The organism is Kutzneria sp. CA-103260 (assembly GCF_018263855.1).
Classification (GTDB): Bacteria; Actinomycetota; Actinomycetes; order Mycobacteriales; family Pseudonocardiaceae; genus Kutzneria.
In genome coordinates this window covers 3,096,474-3,116,710 of the sequence record NZ_CP073318.1, presented here as the reverse complement: position 1 = coordinate 3,116,710, position 20,237 = coordinate 3,096,474, and the positions used below count along the sequence as shown (strand labels likewise).

The 20,237-nt window shown below is 70.4% G+C and carries 18 protein-coding genes; 14 read left to right on the top strand and 4 right to left on the bottom strand.

Going from position 1 to position 20,237, the window contains the following annotated elements:
- Positions 1-138 precede the first annotated feature (138 nt).
- The 4 genes from JJ691_RS13520 to JJ691_RS13505 are packed head-to-tail and all read left to right on the top strand — an operon-like array spanning position 139 to position 4,037.
- A complete protein-coding gene (locus JJ691_RS13520; protein WP_249228224.1) occupies positions 139-1,086 on the top strand; it encodes an ABC transporter ATP-binding protein in 948 nt (315 codons plus the stop codon).
- Between the two features lie 3 nt (positions 1,087-1,089).
- Positions 1,090-1,857 (top strand): ABC transporter permease, encoded by a 768-nt coding sequence (locus JJ691_RS13515; RefSeq protein ID WP_211769117.1) that lies wholly within the window; start codon positions 1,090-1,092, stop codon positions 1,855-1,857.
- Positions 1,854-2,669: an ABC transporter permease gene (locus JJ691_RS13510; RefSeq protein ID WP_306291369.1), complete on the top strand. Its 816-nt coding sequence runs from the start codon at positions 1,854-1,856 to the stop codon at positions 2,667-2,669. Before JJ691_RS13515 ends, JJ691_RS13510 begins: the two co-directional genes overlap by 4 nt.
- A gap of 18 nt (positions 2,670-2,687) precedes the next feature.
- The gene (locus JJ691_RS13505) at positions 2,688-4,037 is read left to right on the top strand and encodes a condensation domain-containing protein (RefSeq protein WP_211769114.1); all 1,350 of its coding nucleotides are present in this window, start codon (positions 2,688-2,690) and stop codon (positions 4,035-4,037) included.
- Between the two features lie 131 nt (positions 4,038-4,168).
- Here JJ691_RS13505 and JJ691_RS13500 read toward each other — a convergent pair whose 3' ends face one another.
- A complete protein-coding gene (locus JJ691_RS13500) occupies positions 4,169-5,587 on the bottom strand; it encodes a KamA family radical SAM protein (protein WP_249227891.1) in 1,419 nt (472 codons plus the stop codon).
- A gap of 102 nt (positions 5,588-5,689) precedes the next feature.
- On the opposite strand from JJ691_RS13500, the gene JJ691_RS13495 reads away from it, so the two are divergent.
- From JJ691_RS13495 to JJ691_RS13470, 6 genes are read left to right on the top strand one after another with little or no spacing between them, the layout of a single operon-like run.
- A complete protein-coding gene (locus JJ691_RS13495; protein ID WP_211769113.1) occupies positions 5,690-6,730 on the top strand; it encodes an L-erythro-3,5-diaminohexanoate dehydrogenase in 1,041 nt (346 codons plus the stop codon).
- The gene (locus JJ691_RS13490; RefSeq protein ID WP_249227890.1) at positions 6,727-8,325 is read left to right on the top strand and encodes an amidohydrolase; all 1,599 of its coding nucleotides are present in this window, start codon (positions 6,727-6,729) and stop codon (positions 8,323-8,325) included. Before JJ691_RS13495 ends, JJ691_RS13490 begins: the two co-directional genes overlap by 4 nt.
- Positions 8,322-9,893, top strand: coding sequence for a lysine 5,6-aminomutase subunit alpha (locus JJ691_RS13485; RefSeq protein WP_211769112.1), 1,572 nt, complete (start codon positions 8,322-8,324; stop codon positions 9,891-9,893). The genes JJ691_RS13490 and JJ691_RS13485 overlap by 4 nt, the downstream gene beginning before the upstream one ends.
- Positions 9,886-10,659 carry an OAM dimerization domain-containing protein gene (locus tag JJ691_RS13480; protein WP_211769111.1) on the top strand — a complete coding sequence of 258 codons (774 nt, stop codon included), beginning with the start codon at positions 9,886-9,888 and terminating at the stop codon, positions 10,657-10,659. The genes JJ691_RS13485 and JJ691_RS13480 overlap by 8 nt, the downstream gene beginning before the upstream one ends.
- The gene (locus JJ691_RS13475) at positions 10,656-11,042 is read left to right on the top strand and encodes a hotdog domain-containing protein (protein WP_211769110.1); all 387 of its coding nucleotides are present in this window, start codon (positions 10,656-10,658) and stop codon (positions 11,040-11,042) included. Before JJ691_RS13480 ends, JJ691_RS13475 begins: the two co-directional genes overlap by 4 nt.
- Positions 11,042-11,440, top strand: coding sequence for a GNAT family N-acetyltransferase (locus JJ691_RS13470; protein WP_211771451.1), 399 nt, complete (start codon positions 11,042-11,044; stop codon positions 11,438-11,440). Before JJ691_RS13475 ends, JJ691_RS13470 begins: the two co-directional genes overlap by 1 nt.
- 2 nt (positions 11,441-11,442) lie before the next feature.
- Here the strand turns inward: JJ691_RS13470 and JJ691_RS13465 are convergent, their stop codons facing one another.
- Positions 11,443-12,573 carry a glycosyltransferase gene (locus JJ691_RS13465; RefSeq protein WP_211769109.1) on the bottom strand — a complete coding sequence of 377 codons (1,131 nt, stop codon included), beginning with the start codon at positions 12,571-12,573 and terminating at the stop codon, positions 11,443-11,445.
- A 157-nt stretch (positions 12,574-12,730) separates the two neighbouring features.
- On the opposite strand from JJ691_RS13465, the gene JJ691_RS13460 reads away from it, so the two are divergent.
- Genes JJ691_RS13460 through JJ691_RS13450 form a run of 3 tightly spaced genes read left to right on the top strand, consistent with a single transcriptional unit; the run spans position 12,731 to position 16,255 of the window.
- Positions 12,731-13,810: a hypothetical protein gene (locus JJ691_RS13460; RefSeq protein WP_211769108.1), complete on the top strand. Its 1,080-nt coding sequence runs from the start codon at positions 12,731-12,733 to the stop codon at positions 13,808-13,810.
- Positions 13,811-13,861: 51 nt separating this feature from the next.
- Positions 13,862-15,463 (top strand): apolipoprotein N-acyltransferase, encoded by a 1,602-nt coding sequence (gene lnt / locus JJ691_RS13455; RefSeq protein WP_211769107.1) that lies wholly within the window; start codon positions 13,862-13,864, stop codon positions 15,461-15,463.
- A gap of 30 nt (positions 15,464-15,493) precedes the next feature.
- Positions 15,494-16,255, top strand: a complete 762-nt coding sequence (locus JJ691_RS13450) for a polyprenol monophosphomannose synthase (protein WP_211769106.1) — start codon at positions 15,494-15,496, stop codon at positions 16,253-16,255.
- A 227-nt stretch (positions 16,256-16,482) separates the two neighbouring features.
- Here JJ691_RS13450 and JJ691_RS13445 read toward each other — a convergent pair whose 3' ends face one another.
- Both JJ691_RS13445 and JJ691_RS13440 read right to left on the bottom strand, forming a co-directional pair.
- Positions 16,483-16,827: an RNA polymerase-binding protein RbpA gene (locus JJ691_RS13445; protein WP_043714016.1), complete on the bottom strand. Its 345-nt coding sequence runs from the start codon at positions 16,825-16,827 to the stop codon at positions 16,483-16,485.
- Positions 16,828-17,295: 468 nt separating this feature from the next.
- On the bottom strand, positions 17,296-18,009 hold the full coding sequence (locus JJ691_RS13440; protein WP_211769105.1) for a thymidine kinase: 714 nt from the start codon (positions 18,007-18,009) through the stop codon (positions 17,296-17,298).
- Positions 18,010-18,055: 46 nt separating this feature from the next.
- Between JJ691_RS13440 and hypF the strand changes: the two genes are divergently transcribed.
- Positions 18,056-20,230: a carbamoyltransferase HypF gene (gene hypF, locus JJ691_RS13435; RefSeq protein ID WP_442912773.1), complete on the top strand. Its 2,175-nt coding sequence runs from the start codon at positions 18,056-18,058 to the stop codon at positions 20,228-20,230.
- Positions 20,231-20,237 lie beyond the last annotated feature (7 nt).

Here is a 20,237-nt window from a genome sequence, read left to right as displayed (position 1 = left end):
CGCAATCCCACTCCCGCACGGTCCGTGCGCAACTACTCCATCAGTGTCAACAAACTTCCGACAAGCATTTGCAAAATCTGTACATCTTGTCGGCTCGGGTGCCATACTCGCGCCATGACGTCGGGGGGTTCGTCGCTGATGGCGCAGGCCGTCCAGCTGGCCAAGGTCCACCGTGGAAGGCAAGGGGCACAGGACTTTCGCGCGGTCGACGGCATCGACTTCTCCCTTACCCGCGGCGAGGCGTTCGGCTTCCTGGGTCCCAACGGCGCCGGCAAGTCGACCACGATGCGGATGATCAGCTGTGTGTCGCCACCGACCTCCGGCTCGCTGCGGGTGCTCGGCATGGATCCCGCGCGCGACGGGCGGCGCATCCGGTCCCGACTCGGCGTGGTGCCGCAGGACGATGCGCTCGACCGGGAGCTGACGGTCCGGGAAAACCTGCTGGTGTACGGGTCGTACTTCGATCTGCCCAAGGCGGTGGTCGGCAAGCGGGCCGACGAACTGCTGGTGTTCGCGCAGTTGGAGGAAAAGGCCGACCTGCGGGTGTCCAGTCTGTCCGGCGGGATGCGGCGCCGGCTCACCATAGCCCGCGCACTGATCAACGAGCCGGAGATCCTGCTGCTGGACGAGCCGACGACCGGGCTGGACCCACAGGCTCGACATGTGTTGTGGGAACGGCTCTTCCAGCTCAAGGACCGTGGCGTCACGTTGGTCCTGACCACGCACTACATGGACGAGGCCGAGCAGCTGTGCGACCGGATCGCCGTGATGGACCATGGTCGCTTCGTGGCGGAGGGCTCGCCGAGTGAGCTCATCGCGGCGCACGTCAGCCGGGACGTCCTGGAGCTGCGGTACAACCAGGACGACCGGACCGCGGCGGCGGCCGACCTGGCGACGATTGTGCCGGGCCCGGTCGCCGAGCGCGTCGAGGTGCTGCCCGATCGACTGCTGCTGTACACCGACAACGGAGAGAAGGCGCTGGCCGCCATGCACGGCCGAGGCCACGAGCCACGTGCCGCGCTGGTGCGCAGGGCGACACTCGAGGACGTGTTCCTCACCCTGACCGGCCGCAGCCTGGTGGACTGACGGATGCGCCCGGCGTTTCACGAATTCGTGTACTGGATGCGGCGCTACCGCCACACCTGGCTGGGCACGGTCGTGATCAGCGTGCTCAACCCCCTGCTGTTCCTCACCGGCATCGGCCTCGGGCTCGGCCGCCTCGTCGACCAGGCCGGCGGGACCACGTCGGGTTTCACGTATCTGGCCTTCTTCGCGCCGGGTCTGCTCGCGGCATCGTCCATGCAGACGGCGTTCATCGAGGCGACACGTCCGGTGTACGAGGCGCTGCACACCACGAACACCTATCGCGCCACGGCGACGACACCGATGCGACCGGGCGACATTCTGCTCGGGCACCTGCTGTTCATCGCGTTTCGCGTGCTCACCACGAGCGCGGTGTTCGTGTTGGTGATGACAGCGATGGGCGCGTCGGTGTCCCGGTCGGTGATCCTGCTGCCGCTGGGCGCGACACTGACCGGGCTGGCATTCGCGACGCCGGGTGCGGCGCTGGCGGCACGGGTCACCGGGAGCCAACAGCTGACGACGGGGTTCCGGTTCGTCATCATGCCGCTGTACATGTTCTCCGGCACTTTCTTCAGCGCCGACAGCCTCCCTGGCTTCTTGCCGCAGCTGGCCCGGCTCACCCCGCTTTGGCACGGGGTCGAGCTGTGCCGTGAGCTCAGCCTGGCCACCGCCACTGCAAGCACAGTGGCCGTCCACGTGCTCTACCTGGGGGCACTGACAGTGGCGGGAGCACTTTTCGCCACCAGGTCGTACCGGCTCCAACTCAGCGGATGAGGACGATGATGACTTCCACTGTGGACGTTCCGCGAGCGGGCGACCGCAGGGTTCTCCACACCGGCCCACTGATCCGGCGCAACCTGCGGGTGTATCGCCACTCGTGGACGATCATCGTCGCAAGTCTGCTTGAGCCTGTGATGTACCTGCTGTCGATCGGTGTCGGTGTCGGCCAGCTCATCGGCACCGTGCCAGGTGTCTCGGGCCAAGCAGGCTCGTACGCCCAGTACGTCGGAGCCGGACTGCTCGCGACGGCGTCGATGAACGCCGCGTTCGGCGAGACGACCTTCACGGCGTTCTCCCGGCTGCGGTCGGAACTGGCGTACGACGCCATGATCACGACGCCGTTGGATCCGGCGGACATCGGCGTGGGCGAGACGATGTGGGCGGCGATTCGCGGGCTCATCGCCGGCACCGGCTTTCTCATCGTGCTCGCGGTCCTCGGCCTGGTCCGCTCGCCATGGGCGCTGCTGGTGGTTCCCGGCACCTTGTTGGTGGGCTTCACGTTCGGTGCGCTCGGCCTGCTCGCGATGACGTTCGTCCGCCATTGGCAGCACTTCCAGCTGTTGCAACTGGTGATGCTGCCGATGTTTCTGTTCGCCACCACGTTCTATCCGCTGACTGTGTATCCCGACGCACTGCGGCTGCCGATCAGCTGCCTGCCGCTGTACCCGAGCATCGAACTGCTGCGCGGGCTCGTGCTGGGACAGGTGGGCCCGGGGCTGCTCGGCCCCGTGGCGTATCTGGTCGTGGTCGGAGTGGTCGCCCTGGCGATCGCCACCCGTCGTCTGCGCGCCATCCTCATCCACTGATCCGATTGGAGCCGCGGTGTGAGCGATCCGACGACGTCCGTCACGATCCGGTTCGACGCCGGTGAGACCAGACAAGCGCCGTTCACGTGGGCGCAGATCGCCATCTGGGACGTGCTGCGCTGGCTGCCGCCGGCCGACGCGTCCCTCAACATGGTGCGACACGCGCCCGCCCCCGCCGGGTGTTCCGTCCTCGACGTCACCGACGCCCTGCACACCTTGCTGATCCGGCATGAGTCGTTGCGCAGCCGGTACCGAGAAATCGACGGCCGGCTGATCCAGGAGGCCTGGGGCTCCGGGGAACTCGTCGTCGCCGTCCGAGACGCCGCGACGTCGCCGGTGGCGGAGGTCGCCGAGTCGTTGCGCGCCAAGCCGTTCGATCACGCGGCGGACCTTCCCGTCCGGGTCGCCGTGACCGTCCGCGCCGGCGAGGTGGACACCATTGTGGTCGTGGTGAACCACATGGCGGTCGACGGGTACAGTCTGCTGGTCGTCCTGAGCGAGTTGCGGTTGCTGCTGGCGGGGACCGAACTCTCGCCCGTTGCGCAGCAGCCGATCGAGCGGGCCGCGTACGAGAGTTCGGACCGCGGCGCTCAGCGCGAGCGGCGGACTCTGGGCTACTGGACGGACCACATCGCGCAGACCTCACCCGCGATGCTCGCCGACATCACCACCGATGACTTCGCTTGGGCCCGGATCTCCTCGCCGGCGATGGCGCTCGCCGCTCGTGCGCTCGCCGCCGACAGCGGGATCCGGCCGAATGTGTCGGTGCTGGCGTCGATAGCGCTGCTGCTGGCGTTCCGGACGGGCTCCACCGATCCGGCGCTGCGGCTCCTGGTGGCCACCCGGTTCACCAAGGACGACCAGCGGCTGGTGGGCGCGTTCAACCAGAACGCCCTGCTGCACGTGCCAGTGCTCGAAGGCCCGCTGTCGGCGTTCCTGCGACGGGTGGACGCCGCGCAGCTGTCCTCGCTGCGCAACTGCGAGGCCGATCCACGCAAGATCGACCTGATCATCGCCGAGGACGGCGATCGACGCGGATACCGGCCCGGCGCCTACTGCTTCGTCAACGACACCCGCGTCGGCGCGGCGACCGGAGCCGACAGAGAACCCCTGCCGGTAGGTGAGCGGGCCGCGATCAGCGACGCGCTCACGGCCACGGTCATCGAGGCCCCGCGGCGGGATGGGCGGCAGTACACGTCGAAGTTCTTCATGCGGCTCGACGATCTGTCCGATCAGTGCGTGCTCACCCTGTGCGCCAACCAGACTTTCCTGGCCCCCTCGACCGCCGAGCAGTTCCTGGCCGACCTCGAACGCTTGATGGCGCATGCCGCGACGCACCCCGGCTGCACGATCGACGACCTGCGTTGAGGGCCACCAGAGGTCAAGACGTAACGCGACCTAGTGGGCTTTGACCAGCAGGAATGGGGTCTCGATCGGATCGGCCCGCCAGGCGTGTGAACGGTCTGGTTCGACGCCTGGCGGGCCTTCGCCGGTCGATGTCAGCGCTCCTGGTTGTCCCACCAGGCGCGGCCGGCCTCGGGCAGGGTGTAGATCGGGTCGTAGAAGGGGTAGCGCTGCGCCAGTAGGTCCGCTCCTTCGGTGCTGTTCGTCCTATCCACGCTGGTCAGGTAGTTCTTGGTCCAGTAGGAGATGCCGAGCTCGCGGTCGTACTCGGAGAGCTGGTGGACCCAGCGCTTGCCGACGTAGGGCACGTCGCAGACGATGCGCGGGGTGGCGTAGCCGGGCAGGTAGCCCATGATGGCGTGCTGGAGCTCCTGTGCCTCCCAGACGGCCAGCCGCCAGTGCTCGGCGTTGGGGATCATGTCGCACATGTAGAAGTAGTACGGCAGGATGTTGGCCTCGCCCTGCAGCGCGAAGCACAGGTCGAGCAGGTTCTCCGGGGTGTTGTTGACGCCGCGCATGAGCACGCCCTGGTTGCGGACGTCGCGGACGCCGACGTCGAGCGCGGTGCGGGCGGCCTCGGCGACCAGCGGGGTGACCGACTGGGCGTGGTTGACGTGGGTGTGGATGGCGAGGTTGACGCCGCGCCGGCGCGCGGTGCGGGCGACGCGCTCCAGGCCTTCCACGACCTTGGGCTGGATCCAGTGCTGGGGCATGCCAGCCAGGGCCTTGGTGGCCAGGCGGACGTCGCGGACGGTGGGGATGTCCAGCAGGCGCATGAGGAACGACTCGAGCTGGGGCCAGGGCATGTTGGCGACGTCGCCGCCGGAGACGACGACGTCGCGGACGCCGGGGGTGCGCTTGAGGTAGTCGATCATGGCGTCTTGCCGGTCGACCGGTTTGAGGCTGAGTTTGTGCTTGTCGATCTGGGGCGTGGAGTTGCCGACCAGGTCCATGCGGGTGCAGTGGCCGCAGTACTGCGGGCAGGTGGGCACCATCTCGGCGAGGACCTTGGTGGGGTAGCGGTGGGTGAGTCCCTCGACGACCCACATCTCGGCCTCGTGCAGCGAGTCGCGGGAGCTGTGGGGGTGGCTGGCCCAGTCGGTGATGCGGTCGCTGGCCACGGGCAGCATGTAGCGGCGGACCGGGTCGGCGTAGAAGGCCTCGGTGAACGCCTCGGGCGTGAGTCCGGCGTCGATGGCCATGGTGTTGAGCATCTGCGGCGGCAGCAGCATGGACATGGTGGCCAGGCGTTGCTGGTCGTCGGCGAGGTCGTCGTAGAAGCGGTCGGTGAGCAGGTCGCCGACGACGGTGCGCAGCTGCTTGATGTTCTTCACGCAGTGCACGCGCTGCCACTGGGCGTCGCGCCACTGGGCCTCGGTGACGTCTCGCCAGCCGGGGAAGCGCCGCCAGTCGGGTTCGACGAGCTCGCGCCGGACGTACTCGTACGGCTGGGGTTCGGCGGCGGTGGCCGCCGAGGTAACCGCGGCGGCACGGGTCTCGTACAGCGCTGTCATCCCTACTCCTCGCCCTCAGGGTTCCGTAAAGATATGCTGTCGGAACGTCGGCTGAGCGTAAATCTTCCGGCGTGGCCGCGTCCAGTGACGAAGGAGTTCGGGATGGCTGGTGACGTGACCGGGTCGCCGATCGGGTTGCACCGGGTGTTGGCGCCGTCGGGCGTGCTGCCGCAGCAGGCCGAGGTGCTGGACGCGGATCCGTCGCCGTGGCCGGACGAGGTCGTGGTGGCCGTGGAGCGGTTGAATCTCGACGCCGCGTCGTATCGGCAGTTGAGGGAGGCGCACGGCTCCGGGGCTGCCGTGCGCCAAGCCGTGCTGGACATCGTCGCCGCGCGCGGGAAGATGCAGAATCCGGTGACCGGGTCGGGCGGCATGCTGCTGGGGACCGTCTCGGCGGTGGGCCCGGACTCCCCGCTCGGTTTGACGGTCGGCGACCGGATCGCGACGCTGGTGTCGTTGACGTTGACGCCGTTGAAGATCACCGATGGTCTGTCCCGGTGGGACGGTCTGGGCGAGCAGGTGCCGTGCGAGGGCACGGCGGTCCTGTTCGGACGGTCGATCGCCGCGGTGCTGCCCGGGGATATGGCCGATGAGCTGGCGTTGTCGGTGCTGGACGTGTGTGGCGCGCCGGCGTTGACGGATCGTGTCGTGCGGTCGAAGGGCGCGAAGTCGGTCTGTGTGCTGGGTGGCGGCGGCAAGTCGGGCTCGCTGTCGCTGGCGGCCGCGCGGGCGGCTGGCGCGACGCGGCTGGTGGCGTTGGTGCCGACCGAGGGCGAGGCGGCCGCGGTGCGGGAGACGGGCCTGGCCGACGAGGTCGTGGTCGCCGACGCGCGCAACCCGGTGGCGGTCGCCGAGGCCGTGGGTGAGCCGGTCGAGGTGACGGTGGTGTGTGTGGACGTCTCGGGCTGTGAGCATGGGGCGATCCTGGCCACCGCGCCCGGTGGGACTGTGATTTTCTTCTCGATGGCCACGTCGTTCTCGGCGGCCGCGCTGGGGGCCGAGGGCGTGGCGGCCGACGTGGAGATGTTGATCGGCAACGGTTATGTGCCCGGGCACGCGGAGTTCGCGCTGGATCTGGCTCGGCGGACGCCGGGGGTGCTGGCGCTGTTCCGGGGCCGAGAGCGGCAGACTGCGCAGGCGTGAGCACTGTGAACGCAACCCTGTTGGTCGGTGGTCGGATCTATTCGACGGCGTCGCCGGACGCCACCGCGATGGCGGTGGCCGACGGTCAGGTCGTGTGGGTGGGTCAGGACACGCCGGGCATCGCCCTGTACGGGGAGTCGGCCGAGGTCGTGCACCTGGACGGGGCGTTCGTGGCGCCGGCGTTCGTGGACGCGCACGTGCACGCGACCTCGGCGGGGTTGTTGTTGACAGGGGTGGACCTGACCGGCGCCCGCTCGGTGGCCGAGGTGCTGGCCGCCGTGAAGAAGGCCCCGGGCGCGGCGGTGTGGGGGCACGGGTGGGACGAGACGCGGTTCGCCGAGGGGCGGCCGCCGACCCGTGCCGAGCTGGACAAGGCCGCGGGTGGCCGTCCGGTGTATCTGTCGCGGATCGACGTGCACTCGGCGTTGGCGTCGACCGCGCTGATCGACCTCGCGCCCGCGACGCGTAGCTGCGACGGCTGGTCGGACAGTGGCCCGTTGTCTCGGGCGTCGCATCATGAGGTGCGGCGGGCGGCGAAGGACGCGGTGGCCCCGGCGCAGCGGCGGCAGGCGCAGGAGGCGTTCCTGGCGTTGGCCGCGTCGCGGGGCGTGGCGAGTGTGCACGAGTGCGCGGGGCCGGACATCTCCAGCGCCGAGGACCTGTCGGAGCTGCTGGCGCTCGGCCACGGCCCGCAGGTGGTCGGCTACTGGGGCGAGCTGGGCGGCGTGGACACCGCGAAGGCCTTGGGCGCTCGCGGCGCCGCCGGCGACCTGTTCGTGGACGGCGCGCTCGGTTCGCGCACGGCCGCCTTGTGCTCGGAGTACGCCGACGACCACGGCAATTCGGGGGCGCTGTACCTGGACGCGGCGGCGATCGCCGAGCACCTTCTGACGTGCACCGCGGCCGGGTTGCAGGCCGGTTTCCACGTGATCGGCGACGCCGCCGTGGCCGAGGTGATCGCCGGGTTCGAGCTGGCGGAGAAGCGCGTGGGAGCGCCGGAGCTGGCGGCGTGCCGGCACCGGCTGGAGCACGTGGAGATGGTGTCCGCGCAGCAGGCGGCGCAGCTGGCGGGCTGGGGCGTCGTGGCCTCAGTGCAGCCGCAGTTCGACGCCACCTGGGGCGGCCCCGACGGCATGTACGTGCAGCGCCTGGGCGCGGAGCGGGGCACGCAGCTGAACCCGTTCTCCAAGCTCGCGGCGGCCGGCATGCTGCTGGCGCTGGGCTCGGACACGCCCGTGACGCCGGTCAATCCGTGGGAGACGGTCCGCGCGGCGGTTCATCACCGCACCGACGGGTTCGGCGTGTCGCCCCGCGCGGCGTTCACGGCGCACACGCGGGGCGGTTGGCGTGCCGCGGGCGTTGAGGACGGCGTGACGGGCACGCTGGCGCCGGGCGCGCCGGCGACCTATGCGGTGTGGCGGGCCGAGGAACTGCTGGTGGCGGCGCCGGACTCGCGGGTGCAGCGGTGGTCGACGGATCCGCGGTCGCGGGTGCCGGCGCTGCCGGCGCTGGAGCCGGGGGTGGCGTTGCCGGAATGCCTGCGCACAGTGCTGTGCGGTCAGGTGATCTACGAACGGGAAGGGGCGCTTGGGTGACGTTGCTGGATCTGGACCCGGAGGTCGCGGCGCGGGCTCGGGAACTGGCGGCGCGGGCCGCGGAGCCGGTGATCGGGTTGGCGCGGGCGCACACGACGGTGGCGGTGGAGCGGGCGACGCTGCGGCTGGCCGGCATCACCGGCGCGGACACCACGCACCGCGCGGGTGACGTGCCGTGGGTGAACCGGGTCGTGGACACGATCCGGGAGCAGTGCGGCCTGGAGCACGGTTCGGTGCTGCCGGCGTTCCACGCGCTGCGTGAGCACGACCTGGGCTCGTTGACCGAGCTCGCCGAGGCCACCGCGGCCGGGCAGATCCAGTTCACCGTGCCCACCGGCAAGGACGCCACGCAGGCGGCCAAGGCCGCCAAGACGGCTGTGGCCAAGGGGCTGCGCACGGTGGACCGCAACCGCACCCAGCGGGACAAGCTGGTGGCCAAGCTGGGTGATCCGCCGCAGCGGCCGTGGATCTACCTCATCGTCGCCACCGGCGACATCGACGAGGACGTCGTGCAGGCCTGCAACGCGGCCCGGGCCGGCGCGGACATCATCGCGGTGATCCGCTCCACCGGGCAGTCGCTGCTGGACTACGTGCCCGAGGGCGCCACCCACCACGGCTTCGCCGGCACCTACGCCACGCAGGAGAACTTCCGCATCATGCGGGCGGCGCTGGACGACGTGTCCAAGGAGGTCGGCCGCTATGTGCGGCTGACCAACTACGCGTCGGGGCTGTGCATGCCGGAGATCGCCGTGCTGGCCGGCCTGGAACGCCTCGACATGATGTTGAACGACTCGATGTACGGGATCCTGTTCCGCGACATCAACCCGATCCGCACCTTCGTGGACCAGCGGTTCTCCCGGCAGGTGCACGCGCGGGCCGGGATCATCATCAACACCGGCGAGGACAACTACCTGACCACCGCCGACGCCGTCGAGGCCGCGCACACCGTGACCGTGTCGCAGCTGCTCAACGAGCGGTTCGCGCACGAGGCCGGGCTGTCCGACGAGCTGCTGGGCCTGGGGCACGCCTTCGAGATCAACCCGAAGGTGCCGGACTCGTTCCGCCTGGAGCTGGCGCACGCCCTGCTGGCGCGGGAGCTGTTCCCGGACGCGCCGCTGAAGTGGATGCCGCCGACCAAGCACATGACCGGCGACGTGTTCAACGGCTACCTGCTGGACGGCTTCTTCAACCTCGCGGGTGTCCTCACCGGACAGTCGATCCTGTTGGTGGGCATGATGACCGAGGCGGTGGTGACGCCGTTCCTGTCCGACCGGGACCTGGCGCTGGCCAACGTGAAGTACGTGCTGGGGGCGGCCGGCAACCTGGCCGAGGACTTCCGGCCGACGCCGGACGGCTTCATCGTCAAGCGGGCCAAGCAGGTGCTGGGCGAGGCGGTTGACCTGCTGGAGCGGATCGTGGACGACGGTCTGCTGCGGGCCATCGGCGAGGGCACGTTCGGGTTGATGAAGCGGCCGGCCGAGGGCGGCAAGGGCGCTGACGGTGTGGTGGCCAAGGCCGACGGGTACGTGAACCCGGCCAGCGAGCTGTTGGAGGCGGGCCATGAGTGAGAAGCAGCCGGTGAGCGACGAGAAGAAGAAGCGGTATGTGCGGCCCTACGGCGACACCACCGGCGACGGCATGGTGCAGATGTCGTTCACGCTGCCCGTGCCGCACGGGCCCCGAGCCGAGGGCGCCGCGCAGCAGCTGGCCAACAAGATGGGCATGGACCCGGCCATGGTCGTGCACTCGCACGCCATCGGCGCCGACTTCACGTTCGTCGTCGTGTACGGCTCGGTCAGCCACCTCGTGGACCTCGACGAGGTCAAGGTGGTGGAGCGGGAGTACCCGCTGCTGTCGCCCTACGACGTGAACGCGACCGTGAAGAACACCTTGGGGCGCAAGCTGGTTGTCGTCGGGGCGTGCATCGGGACCGACGCGCACACCGTCGGCATCGACGCCATCCTGAACATCAAGGGCTTCGCCGGGGAGAAGGGCTTGGAGTACTACCGGGAGCTGCGGGTGGTCAACCTCGGCGCCCAGGTGTCAGTGCCCGAGCTGGTCAAGCGGGCCCGGACGGAGAAGGCCGACGCCGTGCTGGTGTCGCAGGTCGTCACCCAACGGGACGCGCACATCCTCAACACCCAGGAGATGTCGGCGGCGTTCCGTGAGGCCATGGGCTCCGCCCGGCCCACCCTCGTCGCCGGCGGCCCGCGCTTCGACCCCCTGATGGCCGGCGAACTCGGCGTCGACCGCGTCTTCGGCCGTGGTACCACCCCTGGCGAGGTTGCCTCTTACCTCGTGCACACCATCTCCCAGAAGGGCGTCGCAGCGTGAGCTTGGTCGAGGGCTTCTCCGTCACCCACCGCCGGTACGTGCCGTACTCGCACGCCCACTACGGCGGCAACCTCGTCGACGGCGCCTACGGTCTGGGCATGTTCGGCGACGTCGCCACCGAGCTGTGCATCCGCACCGACGGCGACGAGGGCCTGTTCGCCGGCTACGACAACGTGCAGTTCCTGGCGCCTCTGCGAGCCGGCGACGTCGTCGAGGCCACGGCCACTTTGTCCCGCATCGGCACCCGCTCCCGTGGCGTGACCTTCGAACTCCGTGTCGTCTGCCGCGCCACGCCCGACAAGGGCGCCTCCGCCGCCGAAGTCCTCTCCGAGCCCGTCATCGCCACCCGCGCCACCGGCACCGTAGTGGTCCCCCAGGCGTGATGTGGCGCGGCGAGTTCACCAACGACGAGGTCAACGCCCTGCATGCCGAGGCGTTCGGCCATCCCGTCGGTGACGTCGACTGGTGCGACGTCGATTGGTGGGGGCGAGCGCAGCACCACAGCCTCGGCTGGGTCTGCACCCGCTCCTCCATCGGCGCCCTCGTGGGCTTCGTCAACGTCGCGTGGGACGGTGGCGTCCACGCGTTCCTGCTCGACACCATGGTCGCCTTGTCACACCGCAGCCGTGGCCTCGGTGCCTCCCTCGTCTCCACCGCCGTCACCGGCGCCCGGGCCGCCGGTTGCCAGTGGCTGCACGTCGACTTCGAGACCCACCTGCGCCCGTTCTACCTCGACGCCTGCGGCTTCCGCCCGACGGAGGCCGGGCTGATCGCTCTCTGAGGTCAGTCCAGCAGCATCGCGATGGACTCGGCCACTTCGGTGGCAGCGGGCATGGCGGCGATCTGCGCGGCGACCTTGCCGGCGCGGTCGGCGTAGCCGGGGTCGGACAGCACGGTCGTGACGGCGGCGCGGATACGGTCCGGAGTCGCCTCCTCGGGCAGCAGTCGCAGCGCGGCACCGGTGGCAGCGGCGCGGTCGGCGACGGCGAACTGGTCGGCGCCCTGTGGCATCAGCACGAGCGGGATACCGGCGGCGAGGGCGGCGTAGGTGGTGCCGGCGCCGGAGTGGCAGACGACGACGTCGGTGCCGTTGATCAGGTCGGCCATGGGCCGGAACGGTTCGAGGGTGACCCGCTCGCGGTCGACGTCGAAGTCCTCGGCCTTGGCCATCGGCCCCAGCGTCACGTGCAGGTCGATGTCGAGCGCGGCGACCTCGTTGACGACGGGGCCGAGCACACGCGGATCTCCGAACAACGTCCCGAAGGTCAGCAGCACCCGCGACCGGTCGCCGCGGATGACCGGAGCCGGGACAGGGGCGTCGGCGGCGCGGTGGGTCTCGGGGCGCATGGGCAGCCAGCCCTCGGGCTTGAGCCACTGGTCGACCTGGAGGTCGGGCGGGCAGATGTCGGCGACGAACAGCGGGCGGCGGGGTGTGAGGTCGCGTTCGGTGTGCCGGGCGGCGCTGCGCGGTTCGAGGGCGGCGAGCTGTTCGGGCCGGACCTGCTGGCCGAGCGTCACGTGGCCGTGGGGCACGTCGAGCGTGGCGGCGACGATCGGGCCGAGGTAGTCGTAGCTGTCGCCGATGATCACATCCGGCCGCCACTGCCGGGCGGCGGCGAGGGTGTCGTCGTAGGACAGGTCGATGCGGACCGCGGCGAACGCCTCCGCCTCGGATTCGACGTCGATCGGGCCGGCCAGCGGGTCGATCCCGGTGCGGCGGCTCATCTCGGCAATGAGCTCGGGTGTCTCGATGCCGGCGGTGAGCGTCTCGACGTCCTCCCCGGCGAGGATCCCGCCGACCGAGGGCGGTCCGACGAACGCGACGTCGTCGCCGCGTCGGCGGAGGGCGCGGGCCAGCGGCAGCATGGGGTACAGGTGGCCGAAGATCGGCACGGACGTGAACAGGACACGCACGGGAAGGCTCCAAACCGCGGAATTGATCGTCGTTTGGTGTTCAAACGGAAGGATCGGGCGAGTGGTTCTGCGTTGGGGCGCACGACCGGCCGGTGTTGCCTGTCTGACTGCCGCCGGGAACGTTCGGGCAACTTCGGGGCGGCGATAGGCTTCTGTGGTGGGGGAGTTGGTACTTGCGGCGGTGATCGTCGCGGCGACGGTGGTGGGTGTGTGGTGGCTGCCGCGCGGGGGCGCGGTGGAGCGGCCGGGCGGGGGATGGCTGCGGCACCCGGGAACGTGGCTGGCCGCGGTGATCGGCCTGTTCTTCGGCAACCAGGTGCTGTTCACGGCCTACGTGGCGCAGGTGCGACACGGGGACACCTCGTTCATCGCCCGCTATATGCCGCCCGGCTGGTTCGACCTGGCTGACCTCGGCGGATGGCAGTACGAGCTGCCGGCGTGGCCGTGGACGGTGCTGCACGCCCAGTCGGCGATCGAGCTGCCGTTCGGGGTGCTGTCCTACCTGCTGGTGTGCCGGTGGTTCGGGGCGGAGGTGTTCCGCCGGGCCGTGGACGCGCGGTGGCTGCTGTCGGCGTCGTTCACGGTGACGTTCTGCCTGATCGAGTGGGATCTGCCCAGCCCTTACACCGTCGGCGACATCGCGATCCGGGTGGTGTCCGGTGTCGTCACGCCGCTGCTGCTGCCGCTGCTGTCCGAAGGCGCGCCGGGCCAACCCCGGTTGCTGCCGTTCGTGGCCTCCGTGGGCGCGCTGGGCTGCATCGTGCTGGCGGTCTACGACACGGTGACCCTCTACAACCTCGGCCACACCGTCTCCTGGCTGCCGATCGTCGCAACAGCGCTGGCGGTGTTGGCGGTGGCGAGGTGGTGGGCCCGCCGACCAGTGACCCACGGCCCCACCATGTCCTCGGTCGCCAGCTCGCTCGGCTGGTTCCTGCTGATGTTCATGGTGCCGGCGCTGCCCCTGCGCTACGGCTTCAACTTCGGCCTGCCGTACCTGTCGATGCTGGCCGGCCTGGTCATCACCGCGGCCGCGGTGTGGCGGGGCTGGGACCACCAGCGGCTGGGCCGGCTGGCGATCGCAGCCGTCGCCGGGATCGTCGGCGCGGCCGCCGGCTACCTGCTGGCCCATGGCTACCCGGAGGCCCGGCTGCTGGCCGCCGGGATCGGATTCCTGCTGGTCGGACTGGGTGTGTGCGCCGTGCTGGATCAACGGTCACAACTTCGCACCAGCCGGTGAACCGGTCACCGTGTGTACAAGGGCCTCACAGCCGGGCCGTAGGCTGAACGGGTGGCCGCCCCCGCTGTGACGTCGGAACCCGACATCCCCGTCCCGACGCCGTCCCGACGTCGCCGCGCCCTGCCCGTGCTGGTCCGCGTCGCCGCGGCCCTGGCCGGCGGCGGCATCTTCTACGCCAGCTACCCGCCCCGCACCCTCTGGTACCTCGCGCCGCTGGCGTTCGCCCTGTTCGCGGCGGCCCTGCGGCACCGCAGCGCCCGCGGCGGGTTCCTCTACGGCCTGTGTTTCGGCCTGGCCTTCACGCTGCCCCTGCTGACCTGGCTGCAGAGCTTCCTGGGCGCCGACTTCGGACCGTTCCCGTGGGTGGGCCTGTCGTTCGTGGTGTCGCTGTACATGGCGCTGGCCGGCGCGGCCATGGCCACCGTGAGCAAGCTGCGCGGCGGCCCGGTGTGGATGGCGGCGCTGTTCATCGGCAGCGAGGTGCTGCGCGAGAACTTCCCGTTCGACGGCTTCCCATGGGGCAAGGTCGCCTTCGGCCAGCCCGAGGGCCTGTTCCTGCCGCTGGCCTCCATCGGCGGCACTGTGCTGCTCGGCTTCGCCGTCATCGTCACCGGCGCCGGCCTCACCGAGCTGATCGCCCGGATCCGGGCCGGCCAGCGCCGCCGCGCCCTGGTCCTGCCGGCCGCGCTGCTGGTGCTGCCGGTGGCGGCCGGCGCGGCGAGCTGGTCGCTGGTCGGCACCAACGCGGAGGCCGGCACCCGCACCGTGGCCATCATCCAGGGCAACGCCCCCGACGACGGCATCAACCTCATGTACGACACGCCCATCCTGCGCCGCAACCACATCGCCGCCACCGAGCAGCTGGCCGCCGACATCAAGGCCGGCAAGGTCGCCAAGCCCGACATCGTGGTGTGGCCGGAGGTCGCCACCGACCTGGACCCCGACCCCACCGACGACCCCGAGCTGTCCAGGGCCATCGCCGATGTCGGCGTGCCGTTCCTGATCGGCGGCCGGCTCATCCAGAACCCCACCACCATCCAGAACGTGGTGCAGGTGTGGGACCCGAACACCGGCCCCGGCCCCCGCTACGCCAAGCAGAAGCTGGTGCCGTTCGCCGAGTTCATCCCGCTGCGCTCCATCTCCGCCGCGGTCACCCCGTTCGTCGCCGACACCCGCGACATGGTCCCCGGCGACAAGCCCGGCGCGCTGCCCATCGACAACACCACGGTCGGCGTCGCGATCTGCTACGAGATCGCCTACGACCAGGTGGTCGGCGACGCGGTCCGGGCCGGTGCGACAATGCTGGCGGTTCCCACCAACAATGCGTGGTACGGGCCCGGCGAGATGAGCTACCAGCAGCTAGCAATGTCCCGGGTGTCGGCGGTGGAGTACGGGCGCGCGGTGGCCGTCTCGGCGACCAGCGGCGTGAGCGCCGTTGTCCAGCCCGACGGCTCCATCACCCGCCAGAGTGGCCTCTACACCGCGGCCACGCTGGTGGCGAAAGTGCCGCTGCGCACGACCGCTACGCTGGCCACCCGGCTCGGCGCTTGGCCCGAATGGGTGGCGTCGCTGGCCGGTCTGGCGGCTCTGGCGCTGGCGGTCGGCGCACGACTGCGCGACCGCTCGGCCAGGAGCCGGGAACGCACGACCTGACGACACGAGAACACCGGAAGAGGATCTTAGATGGCGGACCAGCGGGACAGCCGCGCGGAGCTCGGCCAGGTGCTGGTGGTGATCCCGACCTACAACGAGCGGGAGAACCTGGGCCCCATCGTCGCACGGCTGCACGAGGCGCTGCCCGAGGTGCACGCGCTCGTGGTGGACGACGGCAGCCCCGACGGCACCGGGCAGCTCGCCGACGAGATGGCCGCGGCCGACGAGCGGGTGCACGTGATGCACCGCACCGAGAAGGCCGGCCTCGGCGCGGCCTACGTGGCCGGCTTCGGCTGGGCGCTGGACCGCGACTACGGCGTGGTCGTCGAGATGGACGCCGACGGCTCGCACGCGCCCGAGGACCTGCCCCGGCTGCTGGACGCCCTCACCGACGCCGACCTGGCGCTGGGCTCCCGCTACGTGCCCGGCGGCCGGGTGGTGAACTGGCCCAAGTACCGCGAGCTGATCTCCCGCGGCGGCGGTCTGTACTCGCGCATCGCGCTGGGCGCCAAGATCCGCGACATCACCGGCGGCTTCAAGGCGTTCCGCCGCGAGGTCCTGGAGAAGATCAACATCACCTCGGTGGCCTCGCAGGGCTACTGCTTCCAGATCGACCTGACCTGGCGCACCATCGAGGCCGGCTTCGAGGTCGTGGAGGTGCCCATCACCTTCACCGAACGCGCCGTCGGCGAGTCCAAGATGAGCGGCTCCATCGTGCGCGAGGCGCTGTGGCGGGTCACCAAGTGGGGCGTGCGCCGCCGCCTGGAGCAGGTCGGCATCATCAAGCGCTAGCTTGGTGCAGACGGCGAAAGACCCCCTGGCCACGAGGCCAGGGGGTCTTTCTTACTTCGTGGTGGGCCAAGAGAGTGCTCGGCCGCGCCGCTGCCTGGACCGTCGCCGGATTTCACCCGCCGCCACTCGAGGCAACCACCCACCCGAGCCGATGCGGCGGGTTAAATCCGGCCAGGGAAGGCAGCGGTCACGAGCGGCCGAGCCGCGACGCCGGAGGCGGCGCCATCCTACGCAGTGCGGGTGCGGCGGCCTTTGAGCTCTTCCAGACGCTCGGTGAGCAGCTCCTCCAGCTCCGGGATGCTGCGGCGCTCCAGCAGCATGTCCCAGTGTGTGCGCGGGGCCTTGATCTTCTTCTGCTCCGGCTCGTTGCCGTCCATGATCTTCGACTCAAGGCCGTGCAGTCGGCACTCCCACACCGGCGGGATCTCGGCGTCGTCGGAGAACGGCACCTCGAAGTCGTGCCCCTTCGGGCACGCGTACCGCACCGACCGGCGCGGCGCGAGGTCGTGGTTGCGGTCAGTCTCGTAGCTGACCGCACCGAGCCGGCTACCACGCAGAACGCGGTCCGCCATGACGGTGTCCTTTCGCTCGGCTCGGGGCATCACGCCCCGGGTTGTGCTTACCGAGTGCAACGACGGGACTGGTCCAATCGTTCCCCGGCGAGGGGTTTCGGCACCCAGGGTGACGTCGTTCACGTGTCAACCAGAGTGTCCCGTCTCAGAGATGCAATCGGTCGGACGTCGTGACGCGTTATCCAGCTACCGAGTGCAACTATCACACGAATGGCCTAGTCCGTGCCGCTTCCAGCCGACACGGCCGACTCATCTGACTGCATTCCGCAACCAGGCGTGCCGACAAGACCTCAATGAGTGACATTTTCTCGGACTTTCGATGACAGAGCGTAGCATATGTGGCCAACGCGAAGCTGTTCACGGTCCGTGGTGACCGCAGAACCTGCCCGAACGGCATCCCGACTCCGTCCGGCGAGTACCCGATCGACGCGTTCTGCAACCGCCGGGCGGGCCGTTGTGAGGCGCACCTCAGGTCAGGCTCAGCTGCTGCGGCGACACCAGGTCCTCGGCCAGCTCCCCAGTGCGGAAGTGCCGCCGGCACAGCACCTGGTACCGCACCTCGTCAGCGTGGTCGGTGTCGGCGACCATTACGGTGTCGCCCTCGCGGATCACCCGCCCGCCGTTGACCCGGGCGTTGAACCGCCCCGGCAGCCCGCACCAGCACAGCACCTCCACCTGCACCGGGTGCAGCTCGTCGGCCAGCTCGAACAGCCGCCGCGCGCCCGGGAACATGCGGCTGCGGAAGTCGGTGGCGATGCCGAAGCAGTACACGTCCACCTGGCTGTCGTCGGCCAACTCGGCCAGCTGCTCCACCTGCGCGGCGGACAGGAACTGCGCCTCGTCGACCACCAGGTAGTCCACCCGCAGCCCGGCCGCCCACCGCGACCGCACCAGCAGCCGCAGGTCGGCGTCGTCGGCGACCTCGGTGGCCTGCCGGGAGATGCCGATCCGGCTGGAGATCTGCGGCCGGCCCGACCGGTCGTGCCGCACCAGCACCAGGCCGTGCCGGCCCTGCCGGGCCTGGTTGTGGTCGATTTGCAGGGCCAGCGTGGACTTGCCGCAGTCCATCGGCCCGAAGTACCAGCGGATCCGGCCGGTCTGCGGGGCGCAGCGGCGCGCGCCCGCCGCGGGCACCGAGGACAGCGCGTCGGTGGCGTCGATGATCGATCCGGGTTCGCTCACGGCGGGTGACCCTAACGGGTGCGACACTACCGGCGTGGACCGGCGTATCCGCAGGGACGTTCGGGTCGACGGAGTCGTGCAGGGGGTCGGCTTCCGCCCCTATGTGCACGCGCTGGCCACCCGCCTGCGCCTGGCCGGCCGGGTCGGCAACGACGTCGCCGGCGTGTTCGTCGAGGTCGAGGGCGCGCCGGAGGACGTGGGGGAGTTCCTGGCCGCGCTGCCCCGCGACGCCCCGCCTCTGGCCCGCATCGAGCACATCCACGTCCGCGAGGCCGCCCTGCGCGGCGCCGCCGGCTTCCAGATCGCCGCCAGCGACGCACACGGCGTGCGGAACACCCTCGTGTCGGCGGACTCGGCGACCTGCGAGGACTGCCTGCGGGAACTGTTCGACCCACACGACCGCCGGTACCGGTATCCGTTCGTGAACTGCACCAACTGCGGCCCGCGCTTCACCATCGTCCGCGACGTCCCCTACGACCGGCCGCTGACCACCATGGCCGGCTTCACGCTCTGTGCGCTGTGCCGGGCCGAGTACGAGGACCCCGCCGACCGCCGCTTCCACGCCCAACCCACCTGCTGCCCCGCCTGCGGACCCCGGCTGGCGCTCGGTGACGCCCGCGATCCGCTGGCCGAGGCCGTCCGCCGCCTGCGTGGCGGCGAGGTGCTGGCCATCAAGGGTCTCGGCGGATATCACCTGGCCGTGGCGGCTTTTCACCCGTCGGCGGCGGCCGTGCTGCGGTCCCGCAAGCACCGCGAGGACAAGCCGTTCGCGGTCATGGCCGCCGACCTCGACCAGGCTCGGCTGCTGTGCGAGGTGGACGAGCAGTCGGCGCGCGACCTCACCGGCCATCGCCGCCCGATCGTCCTCATGCCACGCCTGGCCGACGCCCCGGTCGCCGAAGCGGTCGCGCCCGGCAACCGGCAGCTGGGCGTGCTGCTCCCATACACGCCGCTGCACCACCTGCTGCTGCGGGACCTCGGCGAGCCCATCGTGTTGACCAGCGGCAACCTGTCCGACGAGCCCATCGCCTACCGCGACAGCACACCCCTGGCCGGCATCGCCGACGCCGTGCTCGACCACGACCGGCCCATCCACATCCGCACCGACGACTCCGTGGTCCGCGCCGGGGCTCTGCTGCGCCGCTCCCGCGGCTACGCCCCCGAGCCGGTGTCCCTGGCGTTTCGCTGCCAACGGCCAGTGCTGGCCTGCGGGGCCGAGCTGAAGAACACGTTCTGCCTGGCCAAGGACGACCACGCCTTCGTCTCCCACCACATCGGCGACCTGGAGAACGCGCAGACCTACCGGTCGTTCACCGAGGGAATCGAGCACTTCAGCCGGCTGTTCGAGATCACGCCGCGGATCGTCGCCCATGACCTGCACCCCGAGTACCTGTCCACCAAGCACGCCCTGGGCCTCGACGGGGTGGAGCTCGTGGGCGTGCAGCACCACCACGCCCACATCGCCTCCTGCCTGGCCGACAACCGGGAGTCCGGGCCGGTGATCGGCGTGGCGTTCGACGGCACCGGCTACGGGCCCGACGGCACCATCTGGGGCGGCGAGTTCCTCATCGCCTCGTTGGCCGGCTTTGAGCGGATCGGGCATCTGGCCACCGTGCCCATGCCCGGCGGCGCGGCCGCGATCCGCCAGCCGTGGCGGATGGCCGCCGCCTACCTCGGCACCTCGGCGCCCGGCTGGCGGCCCGAGTGGGACACCGTTGTCGCCATGGCCCGCAAGGGAATCAACTCGCCGCTGACCTCCAGCGCCGGTCGGCTGTTCGACGCCGCAGCCGCGCTGCTGGGCGTCCGCGACGAGATCAACTACGAGGGTCAGGCCGCCGTCGAGCTCGAACAACTCGCCGATCCCACGGTCGAGGACGCCTATCCCGTCCGGGTCGATGAGCTGATCGTGCAAGGCGTCGACCTCCTGCGCGGCATCCTCGGCGACCAGGGCACGCCCCGTCCGGTGATCGCCGCCCGCTTCCACAACGGCGTCGCCGCCGCCATCGTCGCCGGCTGCCAGCAGGCCCGCGACCGCGCCGGCCTGACCACCGTCGCCCTGTCCGGCGGCGTCTTCCAGAACGCGCTGCTCCTCACCCGGGTCGTGAAGTCGTTGGCCGACAGCGGCTTCCGGGTGCTGACCCATCACCGCGTGCCGACCAACGACGGCGGCGTCAGCCTCGGCCAGATTGCCGTGGCCGGTTTCGGGCAAACGGACCCGTGACCGCTGT

Excerpts from the sequence above, each read along its gene's own strand:
- JJ691_RS13520 (WP_249228224.1), top strand. The coding sequence starts at position 139 with ATGGCGCAGGCCGTCCAGCTGGCCAAGGTCCACCGTGGAAGGCAAGGG.
- JJ691_RS13515 (WP_211769117.1), top strand. The coding sequence starts at position 1,090 with ATGCGCCCGGCGTTTCACGAATTCGTGTACTGGATGCGGCGCTACCGC.
- JJ691_RS13450 (WP_211769106.1), top strand. The coding sequence starts at position 15,494 with ATGGCGGACCAGCGGGACAGCCGCGCGGAGCTCGGCCAGGTGCTGGTG.
- JJ691_RS13445 (WP_043714016.1), bottom strand. The coding sequence starts at position 16,827 with ATGGCGGACCGCGTTCTGCGTGGTAGCCGGCTCGGTGCGGTCAGCTAC.
- JJ691_RS13495 (WP_211769113.1), top strand. The coding sequence starts at position 5,690 with ATGGCTGGTGACGTGACCGGGTCGCCGATCGGGTTGCACCGGGTGTTG.
- JJ691_RS13480 (WP_211769111.1), top strand. The coding sequence starts at position 9,886 with ATGAGTGAGAAGCAGCCGGTGAGCGACGAGAAGAAGAAGCGGTATGTG.
- JJ691_RS13470 (WP_211771451.1), top strand. The coding sequence starts at position 11,042 with ATGTGGCGCGGCGAGTTCACCAACGACGAGGTCAACGCCCTGCATGCC.
- JJ691_RS13510 (WP_306291369.1), top strand. The coding sequence starts at position 1,854 with ATGAGGACGATGATGACTTCCACTGTGGACGTTCCGCGAGCGGGCGAC.
- JJ691_RS13500 (WP_249227891.1), bottom strand. The coding sequence starts at position 5,587 with ATGACAGCGCTGTACGAGACCCGTGCCGCCGCGGTTACCTCGGCGGCC.